The 16457-nt window shown below is 43.0% G+C and carries 15 protein-coding genes and 1 pseudogene; 11 read left to right on the top strand and 5 right to left on the bottom strand.

Annotated features, from left to right (window positions below; all coding sequences use genetic code 11):
* Nucleotides 1–9: 9 nt before the first annotated feature.
* From GPK88_RS16570 to GPK88_RS19425, 4 genes and pseudogenes are all read right to left on the bottom strand, one after another.
* Nucleotides 10–1734 (bottom strand): ABC transporter ATP-binding protein, encoded by a 1725-nt coding sequence (locus GPK88_RS16570; protein ID WP_015535505.1) that lies wholly within the window; start codon nucleotides 1732–1734, stop codon nucleotides 10–12.
* Nucleotide 1735: 1 nt separating this feature from the next.
* Entirely contained in the window at nucleotides 1736–3493 is a 1758-nt protein-coding gene (locus tag GPK88_RS16565; protein WP_025655070.1) for an ABC transporter ATP-binding protein, read from the bottom strand.
* 68 nt (nucleotides 3494–3561) lie between these two features.
* A complete protein-coding gene (locus tag GPK88_RS16560; protein ID WP_118670300.1) occupies nucleotides 3562–4152 on the bottom strand; it encodes a TetR/AcrR family transcriptional regulator in 591 nt (196 codons plus the stop codon).
* Nucleotides 4153–4354: 202 nt separating this feature from the next.
* A pseudogene (locus tag GPK88_RS19425) lies at nucleotides 4355–4813 on the bottom strand (CHAP domain-containing protein); the annotation flags it as partial.
* A gap of 449 nt (nucleotides 4814–5262) precedes the next feature.
* On the opposite strand from GPK88_RS19425, the gene GPK88_RS16550 reads away from it, so the two are divergent.
* Together GPK88_RS16550 and GPK88_RS16545 are read left to right on the top strand one after the other, a co-directional pair.
* Nucleotides 5263–6156 carry a hypothetical protein gene (locus GPK88_RS16550; protein WP_118670301.1) on the top strand — a complete coding sequence of 298 codons (894 nt, stop codon included), beginning with the start codon at nucleotides 5263–5265 and terminating at the stop codon, nucleotides 6154–6156.
* Complete coding sequence (locus GPK88_RS16545; protein WP_025655074.1) at nucleotides 6122–6535, top strand: hypothetical protein; 414 nt, start codon at nucleotides 6122–6124, stop codon at nucleotides 6533–6535. Before GPK88_RS16550 ends, GPK88_RS16545 begins: the two co-directional genes overlap by 35 nt.
* A gap of 100 nt (nucleotides 6536–6635) precedes the next feature.
* Here the strand turns inward: GPK88_RS16545 and GPK88_RS16540 are convergent, their stop codons facing one another.
* On the bottom strand, nucleotides 6636–7196 hold the full coding sequence (locus GPK88_RS16540) for a helix-turn-helix domain-containing protein (protein ID WP_025655075.1): 561 nt from the start codon (nucleotides 7194–7196) through the stop codon (nucleotides 6636–6638).
* Nucleotides 7197–7552: 356 nt separating this feature from the next.
* On the opposite strand from GPK88_RS16540, the gene GPK88_RS16535 reads away from it, so the two are divergent.
* The 9 genes from GPK88_RS16535 (at nucleotide 7553) to GPK88_RS16495 (ending at nucleotide 16449) form a co-directional block, all read left to right on the top strand.
* Entirely contained in the window at nucleotides 7553–7720 is a 168-nt protein-coding gene (locus tag GPK88_RS16535; protein ID WP_162149255.1) for a hypothetical protein, read from the top strand.
* A gap of 76 nt (nucleotides 7721–7796) precedes the next feature.
* A complete protein-coding gene (locus GPK88_RS16530) occupies nucleotides 7797–7991 on the top strand; it encodes a hypothetical protein (protein ID WP_002578394.1) in 195 nt (64 codons plus the stop codon).
* A gap of 230 nt (nucleotides 7992–8221) precedes the next feature.
* The gene (locus tag GPK88_RS16525; protein ID WP_044926537.1) at nucleotides 8222–9445 is read left to right on the top strand and encodes a site-specific integrase; all 1224 of its coding nucleotides are present in this window, start codon (nucleotides 8222–8224) and stop codon (nucleotides 9443–9445) included.
* A 289-nt stretch (nucleotides 9446–9734) separates the two neighbouring features.
* Nucleotides 9735–12317 (top strand): ATP-dependent chaperone ClpB, encoded by a 2583-nt coding sequence (gene clpB / locus GPK88_RS16520; RefSeq protein WP_173762554.1) that lies wholly within the window; start codon nucleotides 9735–9737, stop codon nucleotides 12315–12317.
* 341 nt (nucleotides 12318–12658) lie between these two features.
* Nucleotides 12659–13426 (top strand): ABC transporter permease, encoded by a 768-nt coding sequence (locus tag GPK88_RS16515; protein ID WP_173762553.1) that lies wholly within the window; start codon nucleotides 12659–12661, stop codon nucleotides 13424–13426.
* Nucleotides 13427–13444: 18 nt separating this feature from the next.
* Complete coding sequence (locus tag GPK88_RS16510) at nucleotides 13445–13663, top strand: hypothetical protein (RefSeq protein WP_173762552.1); 219 nt, start codon at nucleotides 13445–13447, stop codon at nucleotides 13661–13663.
* Nucleotides 13617–14075 (top strand): ABC transporter ATP-binding protein, encoded by a 459-nt coding sequence (locus GPK88_RS16505; protein ID WP_294411640.1) that lies wholly within the window; start codon nucleotides 13617–13619, stop codon nucleotides 14073–14075. Before GPK88_RS16510 ends, GPK88_RS16505 begins: the two co-directional genes overlap by 47 nt.
* A gap of 15 nt (nucleotides 14076–14090) precedes the next feature.
* The gene (locus tag GPK88_RS16500) at nucleotides 14091–16124 is read left to right on the top strand and encodes an alkaline phosphatase family protein (RefSeq protein WP_173762550.1); all 2034 of its coding nucleotides are present in this window, start codon (nucleotides 14091–14093) and stop codon (nucleotides 16122–16124) included.
* A gap of 151 nt (nucleotides 16125–16275) precedes the next feature.
* Nucleotides 16276–16449 carry a DUF4250 domain-containing protein gene (locus tag GPK88_RS16495; protein ID WP_148444842.1) on the top strand — a complete coding sequence of 58 codons (174 nt, stop codon included), beginning with the start codon at nucleotides 16276–16278 and terminating at the stop codon, nucleotides 16447–16449.
* The last annotated feature ends 8 nt before the right edge of the window (nucleotides 16450–16457 follow it).

Genomic DNA, 16457 nt, shown 5'->3' with positions numbered 1-16457 from the left:
CAACACACCTCATAGCTTCCAACTGATGGATTTCTCCCTGCACTTCAAAAAAGTACGATAAATCCCTTCTTTTTCTGCTAATTCCTTATGGGTTCCCTTTTGAACAATATGGCCTTGATCAATGACAATAATTTGATCTGCCGTCCGAACAGTAGACAGCCTGTGAGCGATAGAAATTAGTGTTTTATTTTTCGTCAATTCAAAAATTGCGTCCAAAAGAGCTTTTTCATTTTCCGGGTCTACGCTGGATGTCGCTTCATCCAAAATAACGATGGGCGCGTCTTTCAATATCGCCCTTGCTATTGAAATTCTCTGTTTTTCTCCCCCAGACAAAGTGGAACCTGCTTCTCCTATCATTGTTTCATAGCCTTGCGGGAGCGCCTCTATAAAATCATGGCAGCGGGCCCTTTTAGCGGCCTCTACCACCTCCGCATGGGTCGCGTTAGGTTTTCCGAATTTGATGTTATTTTCAATCGTATCATTAAACAGATACACCTTTTGGAATACCATACTTACATATGATAAAAGGCTATCACAAGTAAATTCTTTTACATCGTGTCCTCCAATTTTAACACTTCCAGAATTTACGTCCCAAAATCTTGCAATCATATTACACAAAGTTGTTTTCCCTGAACCTGACGGCCCAACGATAGCACAAGTAGAGTTCTGTGGGATTTTCAAGGTGATTCCATCTAAAACCGGACGGCTGTCATAAGCGAAAATAACATCTTTCAGTTCAATCTCATATGATTTCAGGACAATATCCTTTCCGTCTCCATCTAAAACCGGTATATCTGAGATGAAATCCAGCCGATCCAACTGCGTAGCGAGCATTTTACTCAAAAAGGCCCCGTCATTCATCAATTCCAATTCCATGAACATTAAAAATGCACAGATGATAAATAAAAGGCAATAGGGCAATGTGATAACTCCCCACAAATAGAGCAAAGCTGACAATAAAAATAACAGGCAACTTGTAATCTTAAATACGGCTTCATACAGCTTCATAATTCCGGCAGTAGAAATTGTAACCGCTATATCGCTGCGACACTTATTTTCAAAGGCTTGATCCACTTTTCCTTTTCCTTCTTTGCCTTTTCCGAATATGCGCAGAACAGAAATGCCTTTTATGTATTCTAATGCACTTCCCACCAACAATTCCTGAGCATTTTGCATATCTTCCGTATGCGCGCCGGCCCGCTTTTTTATCTGGCCCAGTACAAGAATTCCCGCTAAAATTCCTGTTAAAGCCAAAAACCCAATCTGCCAGCAAAATATACCCAACATTAGCGTCATGGCAAGCGCCTGTACAAAACCTCCCACCAAAAATGTTAGTGCAAGCATACAATTCCCTTCCAGATCGGAAATTGTTGTTGTCAATACTGTTTGTACGGTGCCGAGATTATTTTCTGTAAAATAGCCCATTGGTGCCCTTTTGAGCTGATTTCCAATCTCAAGACGCTTTTCCCGGAAAATCTCATATCCAGACGCACTCATTAGCACATCGCTTAGGTACTGAAACAAAAAGCGGCCCAAAACACTAAGTGCAACAATTCCAAATGCCTGTAAAATGACAGTCTCTGTTAAGTGTTCGATATTCAACATTACCAATAGCACAGCAAAAAATACAAAGGCAGCGCAGCAGGATTTCAGAGCATTGAAGATCAGTCCGGCAATTACACGGGGACGATATTTCCCAGATAACCGTAAAATCCTTTTTATAATTGAAAACATATTAAAATGTCCCTCCTTCCACTTGATCAGCTGAACTCACATAATCACTCCATAATCTTTGATAAAGTGGGCATTCTGATAAAAGCTCTTCCTGCCTGCCGCAGCCAACAATCTTTCCATTTTCCACCACAAGGATTTGATCAGCCTTCTGGATGGTCGCAAGACGATGAGCTACTACGATGAGGGTTTTTCCTTTTACAAGTTTACTGATAGCGTTTTGAATGAGATACTCATTTTCTGGATCAGCATAGGCCGTGGCCTCATCAAGAATAATTACTCTTGCATTTTTTAGAATTGCCCTTGCGATAGTAATTCGCTGACGTTCTCCGCCAGAAAGTTTTCCTCCTGCGTCTCCGGCATTTGTATCATATCCGTTTTCCAACTTTACAATAAACTCATGACAGCAGGCAGCTTTTGCAGCAGCTACCACCTCATCGTCTGTCGCATCCGGTTTTCCGAGCCGGATGTTTTCACGGATACTTTCATCGAACAGAAAATTGTCCTGTGCAACATAACTGACTTCACCCATCAACTGTGCGAAAGGAATCTCTTTAATATTCTTTCCGCCAAAAATAACTTTTCCTTTTGTGGCGTCCCAAAAACCAGCCATGAGTTTTGCAATCGTTGATTTTCCGGAACCGGAAGGGCCGACAATTGCTGAAACAGTACCTGGTTTGATTTCAAAGGATACATTCTTCAGAACTTCCGTCTCGTTATAAGCGAAAGAAACATTTTCAAAGCGATAGGCTGTTTCATCCAGTGCAACATTTTTTTCTGGACGTTTCAGTTCCGGTTTTTCAATAAAATCCCGTATTTGATCGAGGCAGGCTTTCACCATATTAAATTGTTCAGAATATTTTCCTACTCGCATAAGCGGGGCAATAAATCCAATAGGAAGGATAATGCAAGTGATAAAATCTGATAATGGTAATGTTCCAGTCATATAAAGCCATGCGCCAATCGGAAGCGTTCCCAACAATGTTGTCGGCATTACAGCCTGAATGACTGCTGACCAAAGCCAACTCTGCTTCCACCATGCCAGAGTACTGTCATGGAAGAAGTTAATTGCACCTGTAAATTTACTATAAGAAGCACTTCCTTGATTAAATGCCTTAATAACCTCTATACCATTTACATACTCAACCAGCGTACTGTTCATCGCATTTTGTGATTTCATATAAGTGGTACTTTTATTCACATAATCGTTCATCATTCCAATGTAACCCAAAAGTCCGAGGGGAATTGTAATCAATGCAGCTAATCCCATGCGCCAGTCAAGAATAAATACCAGTAGTATACAGCATAGGGGAGCCACTACATTAGAGGTTATTTCAGGCATAAAATGAGCCATCGAATCCTCTAATTTTGAAACTGTATCTGCCATCAAATTTTTGAAATTTCCGGTCGGCGTATCCAACATGATGCCCATTGGAACCCGAAGCATTTTATCTGCGATTTTGCTACGGATATTTTTCAATATTTTATATGTAGCCTTATGCGACATAAAAGAGGATTGATATGTAAGCCACAGTTTTAATATTTGCCCGCCCAAAGCGACTGCAAACAAGATACATACATTTTGAATAGTAGCTGTTTTGTTAAATAGTTCCGCGACTAATAATGACACTGTAATAAAGGGGGCCATCCCGAATAGTTCGCCCAGCGTTGCAAGAAAGGTTGAAAGATATAGTTGCTTTTTATTATTTCCTGCATAACTCAACAATTGCTGAATTGCTCCAGGTTTCGTTTTTTTCTTCATAAAAAAATCCTCCTTAAATAGGTTAGCAAAAACTAACTATTTGGCAAAAAATAAATGGCAAAAGCCACTTATTTTAGCGGAAGCCCTAATACACCATACCAGCCATAGTGCTGGAATTTTATGATGTTTTTTACATAATCCTCCGCCTTTTCATAAGGAACATCGTGCAAAATACACTCACATAGTGCAGTAATATATCCATGCGTCAAAATGTGTATTTCTATATCGTTTGGCAGACATTTCGCATATCCCGCTTCATATGCCGCCTTTACAAATAGGGCATTCTGTTTCGTATATTGAATTGTAATTTCTTCTATAAAGTTTTCGACGCGAGAACCTTTGCTGCATTTCAGCAAGAGTTGAAATTCCTCCAAATGCTCGTACATATAGTTGACATATGTCATTGCCTGAACATATGACGCTTCAACAGAATCCCTCTCAATAGCTTCTCTAATTCCAACTTTATCGTAAGGTTCTGCATTATCCAGAAAATCTAATGTATAATGGTAAACATCTTCGATTAAGGCAAAAAACAACGCTTCTTTATCCTTAAAATGTCGATATATTGCACCTGTTGTAACCTTTGCAGCGGTAACAATATCTTTAAGCTGCGTTGCCTGAAAGCCTTTTTTTAGGAATTCCACTTTCGCACATTCCATAATTCGCTCTCTTGTCAAGTCGGAACAGTAACTCAAAATATTTCCTCCCTTCTCGGATAATTACTTTATTTAAGATAATCCAATTATCAAACAAAAGTTAGGATAGCATATTTTTGTCTTGCTGTCAAGGGGACGATGCTTTTGTTATTATCATTATGTACCCAGCCGCCTGCGCGGCTGGGCTTCTTCTTTTTTGGGGCTGTTAATAGGCGGGTGTGCCATACCCGTAAATCTCATAGTATCCCACGGGGTAGCTGTTCTGACGCACAGAGTCGCCAGAGTTGCCCTCCACCGTGTAGACGCGGCCATTCTCCACCTTCTCCACAATCCCCACATGGTCGGAAGAACCGTCCTGGCCTCCATCATCCCAGTCGAAAAAGATGATGTCGCCGGGGCGCGGCTCATAGCTGTTATCCTGCCACAGCCCGCGCTCCTTAAACCACGGGACGCCTTGGGACGCACAGGCTGCAAACTTTGGAATAACACCAGCGTCGATATAGCCGCACTCATTGGCACACCAGCTCACAAAGCAGGCGCACCATTCCACACGGCTGCCAAAGCCGTACCAGCTCCAATAGGGCGCACCGCCTGTGTTCCCCACCTGAGAGAGCGCCACGGTGACGATCTCGCCGTCGCCTCCGGTAATGCCGTAAAGCACCTGGCTCCAGAGGGAATTGTTCTCATCGGCCAGAAGCTCCGCCATCTGTTCCCGCTGATCTTCGTGAAAGCTGAACTGATCGGCCATTTCCTCCGCCGTCTTGTGGCTGACGGTGATATACAGATAGGTGCGGGTGACGGTGACTTCCGTTTCTACGATGTTCCCGTTCCCATCGTCTGAGGTTTCAATGATGGTTTCCGTCTGGGTAGAGGTGCTGGATGAGATTTCATTCATCTGCCAGAAAATATCCTTTAAGAGCTGCTTTTTGGAATCGTCCATGGTGGCCACTTCCTGGGCAGCGTCCGGGTCGGTGGTGATCTTGACGGCATACACCGCAAGCACCTCTTTCCAAACCGCCCGGCTGCCGGACATCTCCAGCACGTCGTAGGTGTGGGATGTTTTGATTTCCTCCAGCTTTTCCTCGTACTCGGCGTTGATGTATGGAAGGGATCATGGCAGAGGGAAAGGCATATTATAAGGATTACGATGTTGAGATACCAGAAACATTGTCTGCTTATGGATATGGAGATAGTCCTCTGACATTTGTAAGCCTGTCAGATTATAATGGCATGCGTAAACTACAAGGTATGGACAGCGTTGATTTATTAGAAAACAATTATAGAATTTTATATAATAAAGAAAATGTTCGTGGACTTGCAGAACAATTTCATGATAAAAGTATCAATCTTACTATTGAGGAAAATGTACTTTCTCCGGTGAATGAAGCTGAAGAATTTACCATGTCAAATAGTGACATGGGCCAAATCATATTTGTAGTCGCAGATACATGGATGAAAAATATGAATGTCGATACGATGATATGGAATGTACAGTGCGTGAGTGAAGACGCAGCAAAAGAATTTGATACATTGCTGGATAATTATCAGAAAAAGAGCAAAAGAGAATGTGCCTTTGCCTATTATGTAGGAAAGCAGCAGGCATATGAATCCTCGGTCACTACAAAGGCAATCATAGCATTTCTGGCAATTTACCTTGGTATTGTATTTATGATAGCCTGTGCAGCAATCCTTGCTATTCAGCAGCTCTCCGAAGCCACTGACAATGTAGAACGATACAAGCTCCTAAAAAAACTGGGTGTAGAACACCGGGAACTGAATCGTGCACTGTTTATACAAATTCTCAGCTATTATCTGCTTCCACTTTTACTGGCTGTGATTCATTCAGTCGTCGGCTTGACGGTGGCAAGCCGTGAAGTTATTAAGGTGTTTGGAGATATGAATGTAGCATCCACGATCCTTGTAACATCAATATTTATTGTGTTCGTATATGGAAGTTATTTCCTGTTGACATATGTGGGAAGTAAAAGCGTTATTAACAAAGGATAGCAGAGGTAACTGTTGCATTGTATCTTTTGACTTGATTGAAAGGGACAAGCTGCGTCGGTATATTGAAAATCCGTATCTTTATTCACGGGTGCAGCATACGCAAACACTTCCACAGGAACAACGTGGGCTTACTATACCAGCGGAAATGAGTTCCTTATTTCCAAAATCCAGTATTCTTTGGCAAAAAAAGGCAGATCGGTATGTAACTTTTTTGCTGAGGGAAGAAGTGACAGAGGGGTTTCCTAATAACCTGCACGAACACTTATCGCATATTCAGGAATCACACCGTACCGGTGCAATCATCAGCCGCTTTTTGCTCTGTGCTCAGGAAAACGGAAAGACATATGATTTCTATAAGACGTTTGTAGAAATCATATGAAAGAGCAACATTTATAGCAACCGTGAAAGTACTGACCTGTTATGAATGAGTTTTAAGAAGACCGAAATTCAAAGCAAGATGGAGAGTTTCGGTCTTTGAATTATTTATATAAATTTCTCCACTGCTTTGACGGTTCCCGTTTACCGCAGTCATCACATGTCTGAGGCCAGTTAATTTTCCATTCAAAATATTCATCTTGGGTAATCTCGCCGGATTTCAGTTCTTCTTTTCTAATTGTCCATTCTTTCAAAAAATCATTAAGAATCCCATAATTAAACCACATGCCAACAGGTGGATGAGCAGGCCAGCTGTCGGAATTATGATAGCGGATAGCTGTATCGTCACTGGAATTTGATTTTTCGCCTGGATAAGTTTCTAGTTGAAAAAGATTGATCATGCCCGGATTAAATTCGTCAATCCAGAACAGGATTTCCATCAGTTCAGAAGCATTCATCGTAGTTGGTTCATGCAGTGTCAGTGGATTCACATCCAAAATCTTAGCCATTTCAGTAACCAGATCTTTACGGGGAACCCGGTAGTTGGTTTCGTATTGGGCAAGGCGGTTTGCCCCTTTATCGCCCCAGCCAAGAGCAGCACCGAGTTCAGCCTGTGTCATATTCCGGAATGTCCGGATTTTTTTTATTTTATCACCAATCGTCATATCAGATTTCCTGCTTTCTATTTGATAATTCCATTTTACTATCAAAATCTCAGAATGTAAACAGAAAGATTCGCAAATAAGCGAATAAAATACTTGACATTAACATTGAAGCGAAATATAATGACAGCATAATCAATATTCGCATAAAAGCGAATAAACAAGGTGGAGATAAAAAAATCAAATTTTTTTATGAAAAATATGACCTTATCGCCTCTGCCACGTGTGATTAGTAGAAGAAGGTTTTGAATAGGAAGTCAAGATCTTTTACGCACATTGAAAATTAAATGAGCTGTATAGGTACCCTTAGGGGATGAAAGGACAACACAGAGTTCCACCGCTGTACCAGAGAGTAGTATGTGGAAATCGAAGATACTCCGGCAACGGCTGGTATGCTCGAGAAGGAGCTGCCAGCATTCAGAAAAATTCTGATAGAGGTCAACTGTAACGTTGACGCCGCCTATACGAACGGAAGCCAACACGCCGAACAGAATGGAAAATCATCGAAAAATGCAATCAAAAAGTAGAATGTACTGACAACGGGCATAACCGCTGTCTGGGAGGTGATGCAGAAGAATACGGAGGAAAGGAGGTATGTGCATCATGAGAAAAACAACAGAGTATAAGGCTGAGAACCGTCTGACGGTAGATATTGAAGGATTAATGGCAATGTTATCCTGCGGAGAAGTAACTGCAAAGAAAATTGCAGATTATGCAGAAGCAAGAGTGATTGTTGGAAGACGAGTTCTTTATAACGTGGATAAGATAAAAAAATATCTTGATGCAATGGCAGTGTAATGAAAGATGAGAAGATAAAATACAACAGCTTTCCTTCGGAATGAAAAGTAAAAAAGGGAAAAATTACTGTAAAATAGGCAAATAAAAATTAGCATTTTGCAGGAATTTACCCTTGGAAATCATAAAATATTATGTTAATCTGTGAGCAGATATCAGACAGTATATGACTGATACCGACAGGACAAAAATCATTCCGAATAACGAAAAATGAAGTGAAAGGAATGATTGATATGGCAAGAAAAGATAATAAAGGCAGAAATTTAAAAACAGGTGAATACCAGCGCCCGGATGGACGTTATGAGTATCGCTACAAGGATGAAATTACCGGAAAACGTAATTCGGTTTATGCAGCTGATCTGGCGAGTCTGCGAGAAATGGAAAAGAGGATTAATAAGGATATGGATGATCTGCTTATTACAGATGCATCAGTCAAGAAGCTGACCGTAAATACGTTGTTTGAGCGATACATGGCAACAAAGAATATCAAGGAAAGAACGAAAAAGAATTATATCCGTATGTGGGATTACCGGATACGAAATACTTTGGGAAACATTCGTGTTGTGGATTTTAAGACATCTCACGTAAGGACATTCTTTTCCGCATTGTCAGATGAAGGACTGGCACACAGTACGATCAAAGGTCTTTATGGTTTATTGAATCCCAGTTTTGAACTGGCAGTGGAAGACGGGATTATCCGTAAGAATCCGGTAACTGGAACACTTGGAGATTATGGGGCTCCGGCAAAGGAGAAAGAAGCACTGACACTGGAACAGCAGGAAAAACTTCTGAAGTTTGTTGAACAGAGTAATGTGTATAAGCCTCATCTTCCAATGATGCAGGTTATGTTTGGGGCTTGCCTGAGAGTGAGTGAAACCATCGGCTTAACCTGGTCAGATGTGGATATGAAGAACCGGGAGATCCATGTAGGTGGACAGCTTGTGTATTATGAAGGTGATGAAGGATATTGTTTCCATGATTCAGAAACCAAAACGGATGCAGGAATCAGAGATATTCCTATGACACAGATGGTATATGACGCGTTCCGTAAACAGAGAGAGCTGAACCTGATGCTTGGTTTACAGAGTAATGTGGAGATCGGTGGACGTAGTGGATTCATCTTCAATACAAAGCATGGACGTCCGATCATGCCGGCGGGAGTGAACAGCTTTCTGAAAAATATTGTCAATGCCTATAATAAGAAAGAAACCAAACTGGCAGAAGAAGAGAAGCGAGAGCCGGAGCTGATGCCTCCTATTTCATCGCATACCCTTCGTCATACGGGATGTACCAGATTGGGTGAAAACAACGTCAATCCAAAGGTCATGCAATATGTGATGGGACATTCAGATGCACAGATTACAATGAATGTCTACAATCATATTGCAGAGAAGTCTCACGTGGAAAACGAGATGTCTAAAATGAATCTGCCGGAAACCATACCTGCTGTGGTATAAACCAGAAGTCGTTGTCGTAAAATGTGGTAAGAAAATCAGACGAATATATTTTTTCAAGAATTTGTCGTAAAAATGTGGTCAAATCAAGAAAATCGAGTGCGAAAGCAAGTGAAAAATCCCTGTGAAGCCCGTAAAATCAAGGCTTCACAAATTCTTCACAAAATAATTAGCACTCACCTCTTGACAGTGCTAACAAATAGTGTTATATTTCTCCTAGAACAAGAAAAAACCACAGCATTTCCGATATGAGAGTATTGGAAGTGCTTTTCATAGAATAGGAGGAAAGCCTATGAATATCAGTAAATTTACACAGAAATCCATGCAGGCTGTCCAGGATCTTGAGAAGGTTGCTTATGAATATGGCAATCAGGAGATCGAGGAGGAACACCTTCTGTATGCTTTGCTGACACAGGAGGACAGCCTGATTCTCAAACTGATCGAGAAGATGGAGATCCAGAAGGAATATTTTATTGACACAGTGAAGAAAGCATTGGATGCTAAGGTTAAAGTTTCCGGTGGACAGCTTCACTTTGGTCAGTATCTGAACAAAGCGCTGGTCAGTGCTGAGGATGAAGCGAAGGCTATGGGAGATGAGTATGTCTCTGTTGAGCATCTGTTTCTTTCCATGCTGAGTAATCCAAGCCCGAGCATGAAGAAGATATTCAATGAGTTTGGAATCACCAGAGAGCGTTTTCTCCAGGCATTGTCTACAGTCAGAGGAAACCAGAGAGTTGTCAGTGACAACCCGGAGGCAACTTATGATACGCTGAATAAATACGGCGAGGATCTTGTGGAGAAAGCTAAGAATCAGAAGCTGGACCCGGTGATCGGCCGTGATGCGGAGATCCGGAATATTATCCGTATCCTTTCCCGTAAGACCAAGAACAATCCGGTTCTCATCGGTGAGCCTGGTGTTGGTAAAACAGCAGCCATCGAGGGACTGGCACAGCGTATTGTAGCCGGAGATGTACCGGAAGGCCTGAAGAACAAGAAGATTTTTGCTCTGGATATGGGCGCACTGGTTGCAGGTGCCAAGTACCGTGGTGAGTTTGAGGAACGTCTGAAAGCAGTACTTGAGGAAGTGAAGAAGAGCGAAGGACAGATCATTCTGTTCATCGATGAGCTTCATCTGATCGTCGGTGCCGGTAAGACAGATGGTGCCATGGATGCAGGAAATATGCTGAAGCCTATGCTTGCCAGAGGTGAGCTGCACTGTATCGGTGCCACAACTCTGGATGAGTACCGTCAGTATATTGAAAAAGATGCGGCACTTGCCCGTCGTTTCCAGCCGGTTATGGTAGATGAGCCGACCGTAGAAGATACCATTTCTATCCTTCGTGGATTGAAAGAGAGATATGAAGTATTCCACGGCGTTAAAATCACAGACAGCGCCCTGGTTGCAGCTGCCACACTTTCACACAGATACATTACAGACCGTTTTCTTCCGGATAAAGCCATCGACCTTGTTGATGAGGCATGTGCGCTGATCAAGACAGAACTGGATTCCATGCCGACAGAGCTGGATGAGCAGAGACGTAAGATCATGCAGCTGGAGATCGAGGAATCTGCCCTGAAAAAAGAGACAGATAACTTAAGCAAAGAGCGTCTGGCAGAACTGCAGAAGGAACTGGCAGAAATGAGAGATGCTTTTAATACCCAGAAAGCACAGTGGGACAATGAAAAACATTCCGTAGAGAAGCTTCAGAAATTACGTGAGCAGATCGAGGATATCAATAAACAGATCCAGAAGGCGAAACAGAACTACGATCTGGAGAAAGCAGCAGAGCTGCAGTACGGCGAGCTGCCGAAGCTTCAGCAGCAGCTGGAGATTGAGGAGAAACAGGTTAAAGAGAGTGACAGAAGCCTGGTACATGAGGCTGTTACAGATGATGAGATCGCCCGTATCATTTCCAGATGGACCGGTATTCCGGTAACCAAGCTGACGGAAGGTGAGAGAACCAAACTTCTCGGTCTTGAAGATGAGCTTCATAAACGTGTAGTAGGACAGGATGAAGGTGTACGACTTGTAACAGATGCGATCCTCCGTTCCAAAGCAGGAATCAAAGATCCGACCAAGCCCATCGGTTCCTTCCTGTTCCTTGGACCAACCGGTGTTGGTAAAACAGAGCTTGCCAAAACTCTGGCTGCCACACTGTTTGATGATGAGCAGAATATGGTACGTATCGATATGAGTGAGTACATGGAGAAATATTCCGTGTCCCGTCTGATCGGAGCGCCTCCAGGATATGTCGGATATGAGGAAGGCGGTCAGCTGACAGAGGCTGTTCGAAGAAAACCGTACAGTGTTGTTCTTTTCGATGAGATCGAGAAGGCTCACCCGGATGTATTCAATGTGCTTCTGCAGGTACTGGATGATGGACGTATCACAGATTCTCAGGGACGTACTGTTGACTTCAAGAATACCATTCTGATCATGACTTCCAACATTGGTTCTCCGTATCTTCTTGACGGTATCGACGAGAAAGGAGATATCAAACCGGAAGCACAGGAGCAGGTTATGGGAGATCTCCGTGGACATTTCCGTCCGGAGTTTCTGAACCGTCTGGATGAGATCATCATGTTCAAGCCACTGACCAAGAATAACATTGGCAAGATCGTTGATCTGATGGTAAAGGAACTCAGTGACCGTCTGGCTGACCAGGAACTTTCCCTGGAGCTTACAGATGCTGCCAAACAGATGGTAGTGGACAATGGTTATGATCCGGTTTACGGTGCGCGTCCGCTGAAACGTTATCTCCAGAATTATGTGGAGACACTGACAGCTAAGAAGATCCTTTCCGGTGATGTACATGCCGGAGATACCATTGTGCTGGATGTGAAAGACGGAGAGTTTACTGTCAGCACAAAATAAAAATAACTCCATAAAATTAAGATAGATTGACCGTGAAAAGAACTGTCGGTTCTGATGAAAAATCCGTTTCAGGATGAAGATCAGGATCGGGCAGTTCTTTTTTTATGTAAAAATGGATAGTAATGGATGTAAAATGCCTGAAAATTAGGATGTAGTCTGAATGAGTACGATTTCACAAAATCCTGAAAAACTCTGAAAAAGAGGCAGATTTTACATGAAAAATCCTGGAAAACAGTTCCGAACAGTCTGAAAACTGATAACGATTTCTGAATCCTTTATTGAGGAAAAATATATGGGAAACTATAATCGGAGACAGATCAGAGAAAAGGATGTGAAAAGCAATGAAGAAGAATTACATGAAAGTTTCAGTGTTTTCCGTAGCAGCAGTACTGGGAGTGTGGATTGTGGGAAGTGCGCTGAACTGTTTTAATCCTACTTTTATTCCATCGGTAAAAGATGTGCTGGATGCTTTCCGAAATCTGTGGGAAAACGGCTATAAAGGCTATCCCCTTATGTACCATATAGCTGCAAGCATGAGACGACTTGGAATTGCGATGCTGCTGGTGTTTATCGTAGGAACAGCTCTTGGGATCGCATGTGGAATGAACCGTAAGATCCTGGCAGCGGTAGATCCTTTTATCCAGTTTTACCGGGCACTGCCGCCGTTGGCTTATAATACGCTGATCGTACTTTGGATGGGAATCGGCGATGGGTCAAAGATCATGCTTCTGTTTCTCAGCGGATTTGCTCCATTATTTATTCAGATCGTGTTTGGAGTTCAGAAGGTGCCGCAGGACCGGATCAATGGAGCAAGATCCCTGGGAGCAGGAAATTTCGTGATCTTCCGGGATGTGATCCTTCCATCCGTTCTGCCGGATATCCTTACCGGACTTCGTACAGCTGTTGGTGTTTCCTATGCAACGCTGGTGGCAGCGGAAATGATCGCATCTGCATCTGGACTTGCGTGGATGGTGCTGGATGCCAGCAAATATATCCAGTACGCAACGGTCTATGCAGGGATTTTTATTATGGGAGGAATTGCACTGCTGATTGACGGCGGACTCAAGCTTCTGATTCGAAAAGCAATGCCGTGGCAGGAAACAATATAAAGACAAAGGAGAAAAAATATGAAAATAAAAAGAATTTTAACTGCGACGGCAGCTGCAGCACTGGTTATAACATCTGTGTTTGCGGGAGGAAATTTCAAAGAAGTACAGGCAAAAGATAATGATACACCGAAAAAGATTACATTAGGATACTGGGAATCACCAAATGGAGAGCTGCTTACAAAAGAATCAGGTGGAACACTATCTGGAAATTGTAGAACTTACAGAGGCAAAAGATAAGCTTCCTCACCAGCTCTCAGGTGGTATGCAGCAGAGAGCTGCCATTGCAAGAACGCTGGCAACAGAGCCGGAGTTTGTTTTGCTGGATGAGCCGTTCAGTGCCCTTGATGCGCTGACAAGGGAAAAAATGCAGGAGCATATACGGAAAATATGGGAGGAAACAGGAAGCACGTTTCTGTTTATCACCCATGATGTGGATGAGGCATTGCTGCTCGGAAAGCGCCTGGTCGTAATGCAGGGAAATCCGGGACGGATCGTTTCAGATTATAAAAATCCTTTGAACAAATATGAAAATATAGATTATGAGCAGTTGAGACAGACAAAGGAATACTGGAAGATTCGCCAGAAGCTGATCGGACAGATCCAGAATGACGAAGAGAAAAAAGCAGAAAAACTGATTCAATTCGGCTAGAAAGAAGGCATAAAAATGAGCAGGGATAAAAAGGTACTGGTGCTTGGAATCGACGGAATGGATTTCAGGATCACAAAGAAATTTCTGGATGAGGGAAAACTTCCAAATATAAAAAAATACCTTGAGAGGGGAGCTGCAAGAACAGGACTGGATATGCTGGGAGCAATCCCGACGATCACTCCGCCCTGCTGGACAACACTAGCAACCGGAGCTTATCCGGGAACCCACGGAATCACCTGTTACTGGAGACAGTCTCCGGATTCTCTGGATGCTGTAGTCTATAATATGGACTCCAGATTCTGCAAGGCAGAGCAACTGTGGAATGTAACTGCGAAAGAAGGAAAAAAGACACTGGTATGGCACTGGCCGGGTTCTTCATGGCCGCCGTCCCTGAAAAGTGAAAATCTCCATGTGGTAGATGGAACCCAGCCAGGTTCCGTAAATATGGGAATTGCCCAGATGGACTGGGAGAAGGTGGTGATCGCATCTACAAGAATAAAAAAAGCGGAGTATCTTCCAAAGGTGGAGCGAAAACAGGGCGTTGGATGTGTGATCGATGATCTTTCCGCACTGCAGGCCGGTGATGAAGACGATGAGATGATGGAACTGTGGTGGGGCGATGAAGCACGGGAAGGAAAAGAAATCCGTACATATGTCCATGACCTGGATGATACGGAGATGATGATCGGGGCAAAGGTTGCCTATGATATGGTATCTTCGCCTGTTGTACCGGCAGAAGGGTGGAAGCAGGCACCTGAGAATGCGTTGGAATTTACAGTTATTCTCTGCAAGGGAGAAATAAAAAGACCGGCGCTGATCCTGAAAGGAGAAGCCGGAATATATGACAGAGTGCAGATCTACGAGAGCAAAGCAACAGAAAGATTTCTTGTGGAACTGAAGGCCGGAGAAATGAAGAGTGGGATCGTGGACGATGCGGTAAAGAATGGAAGAACAAAAAAAGCCTGCCGTTCCTGGAAACTTCTTACACTTACTCCGGATGGAGCCAGGGTAAAACTGTGGGTCAGCAATGCACTGGATGTGGAAAATGATACGTTATGGCAGCCCAAAAGTCTGTACAAAAATGTGACAGAGAATGTTGGACCGGTACCGCCGGTCAGCCTGATCGGTGGCGAGGATGAAGAACTGGCGGAAGAAATCTTTCTGCCCTCCTGGGAAATTTATAATAAGTGGCAGGCAGACAGCTTAAAGTATCTGATCGACAGGGAGGATTATAAGATTATTTTTTCCCATCTTCATAATGTGGATTGTGCTGGACATCAGTTCTGGCATCTGGCAAAAACTCTGGAACCATGGAAACATACTGATGAAAAGTTCTATCAGAAACTGATCGAGAAAGTTTATGAACAGACAGATGAGTATCTGGGGGAATTTTATGAATATCTGGACAATGGCTGGGATATTTTTATTGTGTCGGATCATGGACTTCTGGTGGGCGAGAATGTTCCACCGATCCTGGGTGAATATGGAGGACTGAATCTGGGGGTAATGGAAGAGCTTGGATATACTGTGAGAAAGAAGGATGCGGACGGAAATCCGGTGGATGAGATCGACTGGGAGAAGACCAGAGCGATTCAGATACGAAGCAATTATATTTATATCAATCTGAAAGGAAGAGATAAATACGGAATTGTAGAGGAGAAGGACAAGTATGATCTGGAGGAACAGATCATTTCGGATCTCTATTCTTACAGGGATCAGGCAACTGGAAAGCGTGTGGTGGGAATTGCCATGCGAAATAAGGACAGTGTTGTGCTGGGACTTGGCGGTGCAGAGTGCGGCGATATTGTTTTTACGATCAATGAAGGTTTTAACCGGCTTCATGGAGATGGATTATCGACTGCCGAAGGATATGCACAGACGTCAGTTACTCCTGTTTTTCTGGCAGCAGGGGAGGATATTAAAGAAGGAACGATCACGGACAGAGTGATCCGGCAGGTGGATGTGGCGCCTACCATTGCGGAAATCCTCGGAGTGCGAAAGCCCGAACAGTGCGAGGGCGCGCCAGTTTATCAAATATTAAAGAAATAAAAGATCCTGAAGAGATTTTTCGTCCTGGCTCTTGACAAAAGGAAAATTTGGTAAGATAGTAAATCTGATACTTCATAAGTGGCGGCTTTCAGGCTGTCAGAAAATAATAAAATGATTTATAAATATCAGATAAAAAGGATGGAAACAGATTATGATACCAAAGGACCCGGTAATGCTTTTAAGTTACGTAAATACACAGCTGAGGGATTTTTACAGATCCCTGGACGCTTTCTGCGAGGACAGAGGGCTTGACAGAAAAGAACTGGAAGATAAGCTCGATATGATCGATTATGCTTATGATCCGGCTGTGAATCAGTTTGTATAAAAAATCAG

Origin of the sequence: Blautia sp. MCC269 (genome assembly GCF_018785655.1) — a bacterium.
Classification (GTDB): Bacteria; Bacillota; Clostridia; order Lachnospirales; family Lachnospiraceae; genus Blautia_A.
Note: the sequence above shows the minus strand (reverse complement) of the source record. Positions and strands in the feature narration are given on the sequence as shown.

What these genes read in the sequence shown, in the direction of transcription:
- GPK88_RS16570 (WP_015535505.1), bottom strand. Translation starts at nt 1,734, where the DNA reads ATGTTTTCAATTATAAAAAGGATTTTACGGTTATCTGGGAAATATCGT.
- GPK88_RS16565 (WP_025655070.1), bottom strand. Translation starts at nt 3,493, where the DNA reads ATGAAGAAAAAAACGAAACCTGGAGCAATTCAGCAATTGTTGAGTTAT.
- GPK88_RS16560 (WP_118670300.1), bottom strand. Translation starts at nt 4,152, where the DNA reads ATGGAATGTGCGAAAGTGGAATTCCTAAAAAAAGGCTTTCAGGCAACG.
- GPK88_RS16550 (WP_118670301.1), top strand. Translation starts at nt 5,263, where the DNA reads ATGGCAGAGGGAAAGGCATATTATAAGGATTACGATGTTGAGATACCA.
- GPK88_RS16545 (WP_025655074.1), top strand. Translation starts at nt 6,122, where the DNA reads ATGTGGGAAGTAAAAGCGTTATTAACAAAGGATAGCAGAGGTAACTGT.
- GPK88_RS16540 (WP_025655075.1), bottom strand. Translation starts at nt 7,196, where the DNA reads ATGACGATTGGTGATAAAATAAAAAAAATCCGGACATTCCGGAATATG.
- GPK88_RS16530 (WP_002578394.1), top strand. Translation starts at nt 7,797, where the DNA reads ATGAGAAAAACAACAGAGTATAAGGCTGAGAACCGTCTGACGGTAGAT.
- GPK88_RS16525 (WP_044926537.1), top strand. Translation starts at nt 8,222, where the DNA reads ATGGCAAGAAAAGATAATAAAGGCAGAAATTTAAAAACAGGTGAATAC.
- clpB (WP_173762554.1), top strand. Translation starts at nt 9,735, where the DNA reads ATGAATATCAGTAAATTTACACAGAAATCCATGCAGGCTGTCCAGGAT.
- GPK88_RS16515 (WP_173762553.1), top strand. Translation starts at nt 12,659, where the DNA reads ATGAAGAAGAATTACATGAAAGTTTCAGTGTTTTCCGTAGCAGCAGTA.
- GPK88_RS16510 (WP_173762552.1), top strand. Translation starts at nt 13,445, where the DNA reads ATGAAAATAAAAAGAATTTTAACTGCGACGGCAGCTGCAGCACTGGTT.
- GPK88_RS16500 (WP_173762550.1), top strand. Translation starts at nt 14,091, where the DNA reads ATGAGCAGGGATAAAAAGGTACTGGTGCTTGGAATCGACGGAATGGAT.
- GPK88_RS16495 (WP_148444842.1), top strand. Translation starts at nt 16,276, where the DNA reads ATGATACCAAAGGACCCGGTAATGCTTTTAAGTTACGTAAATACACAG.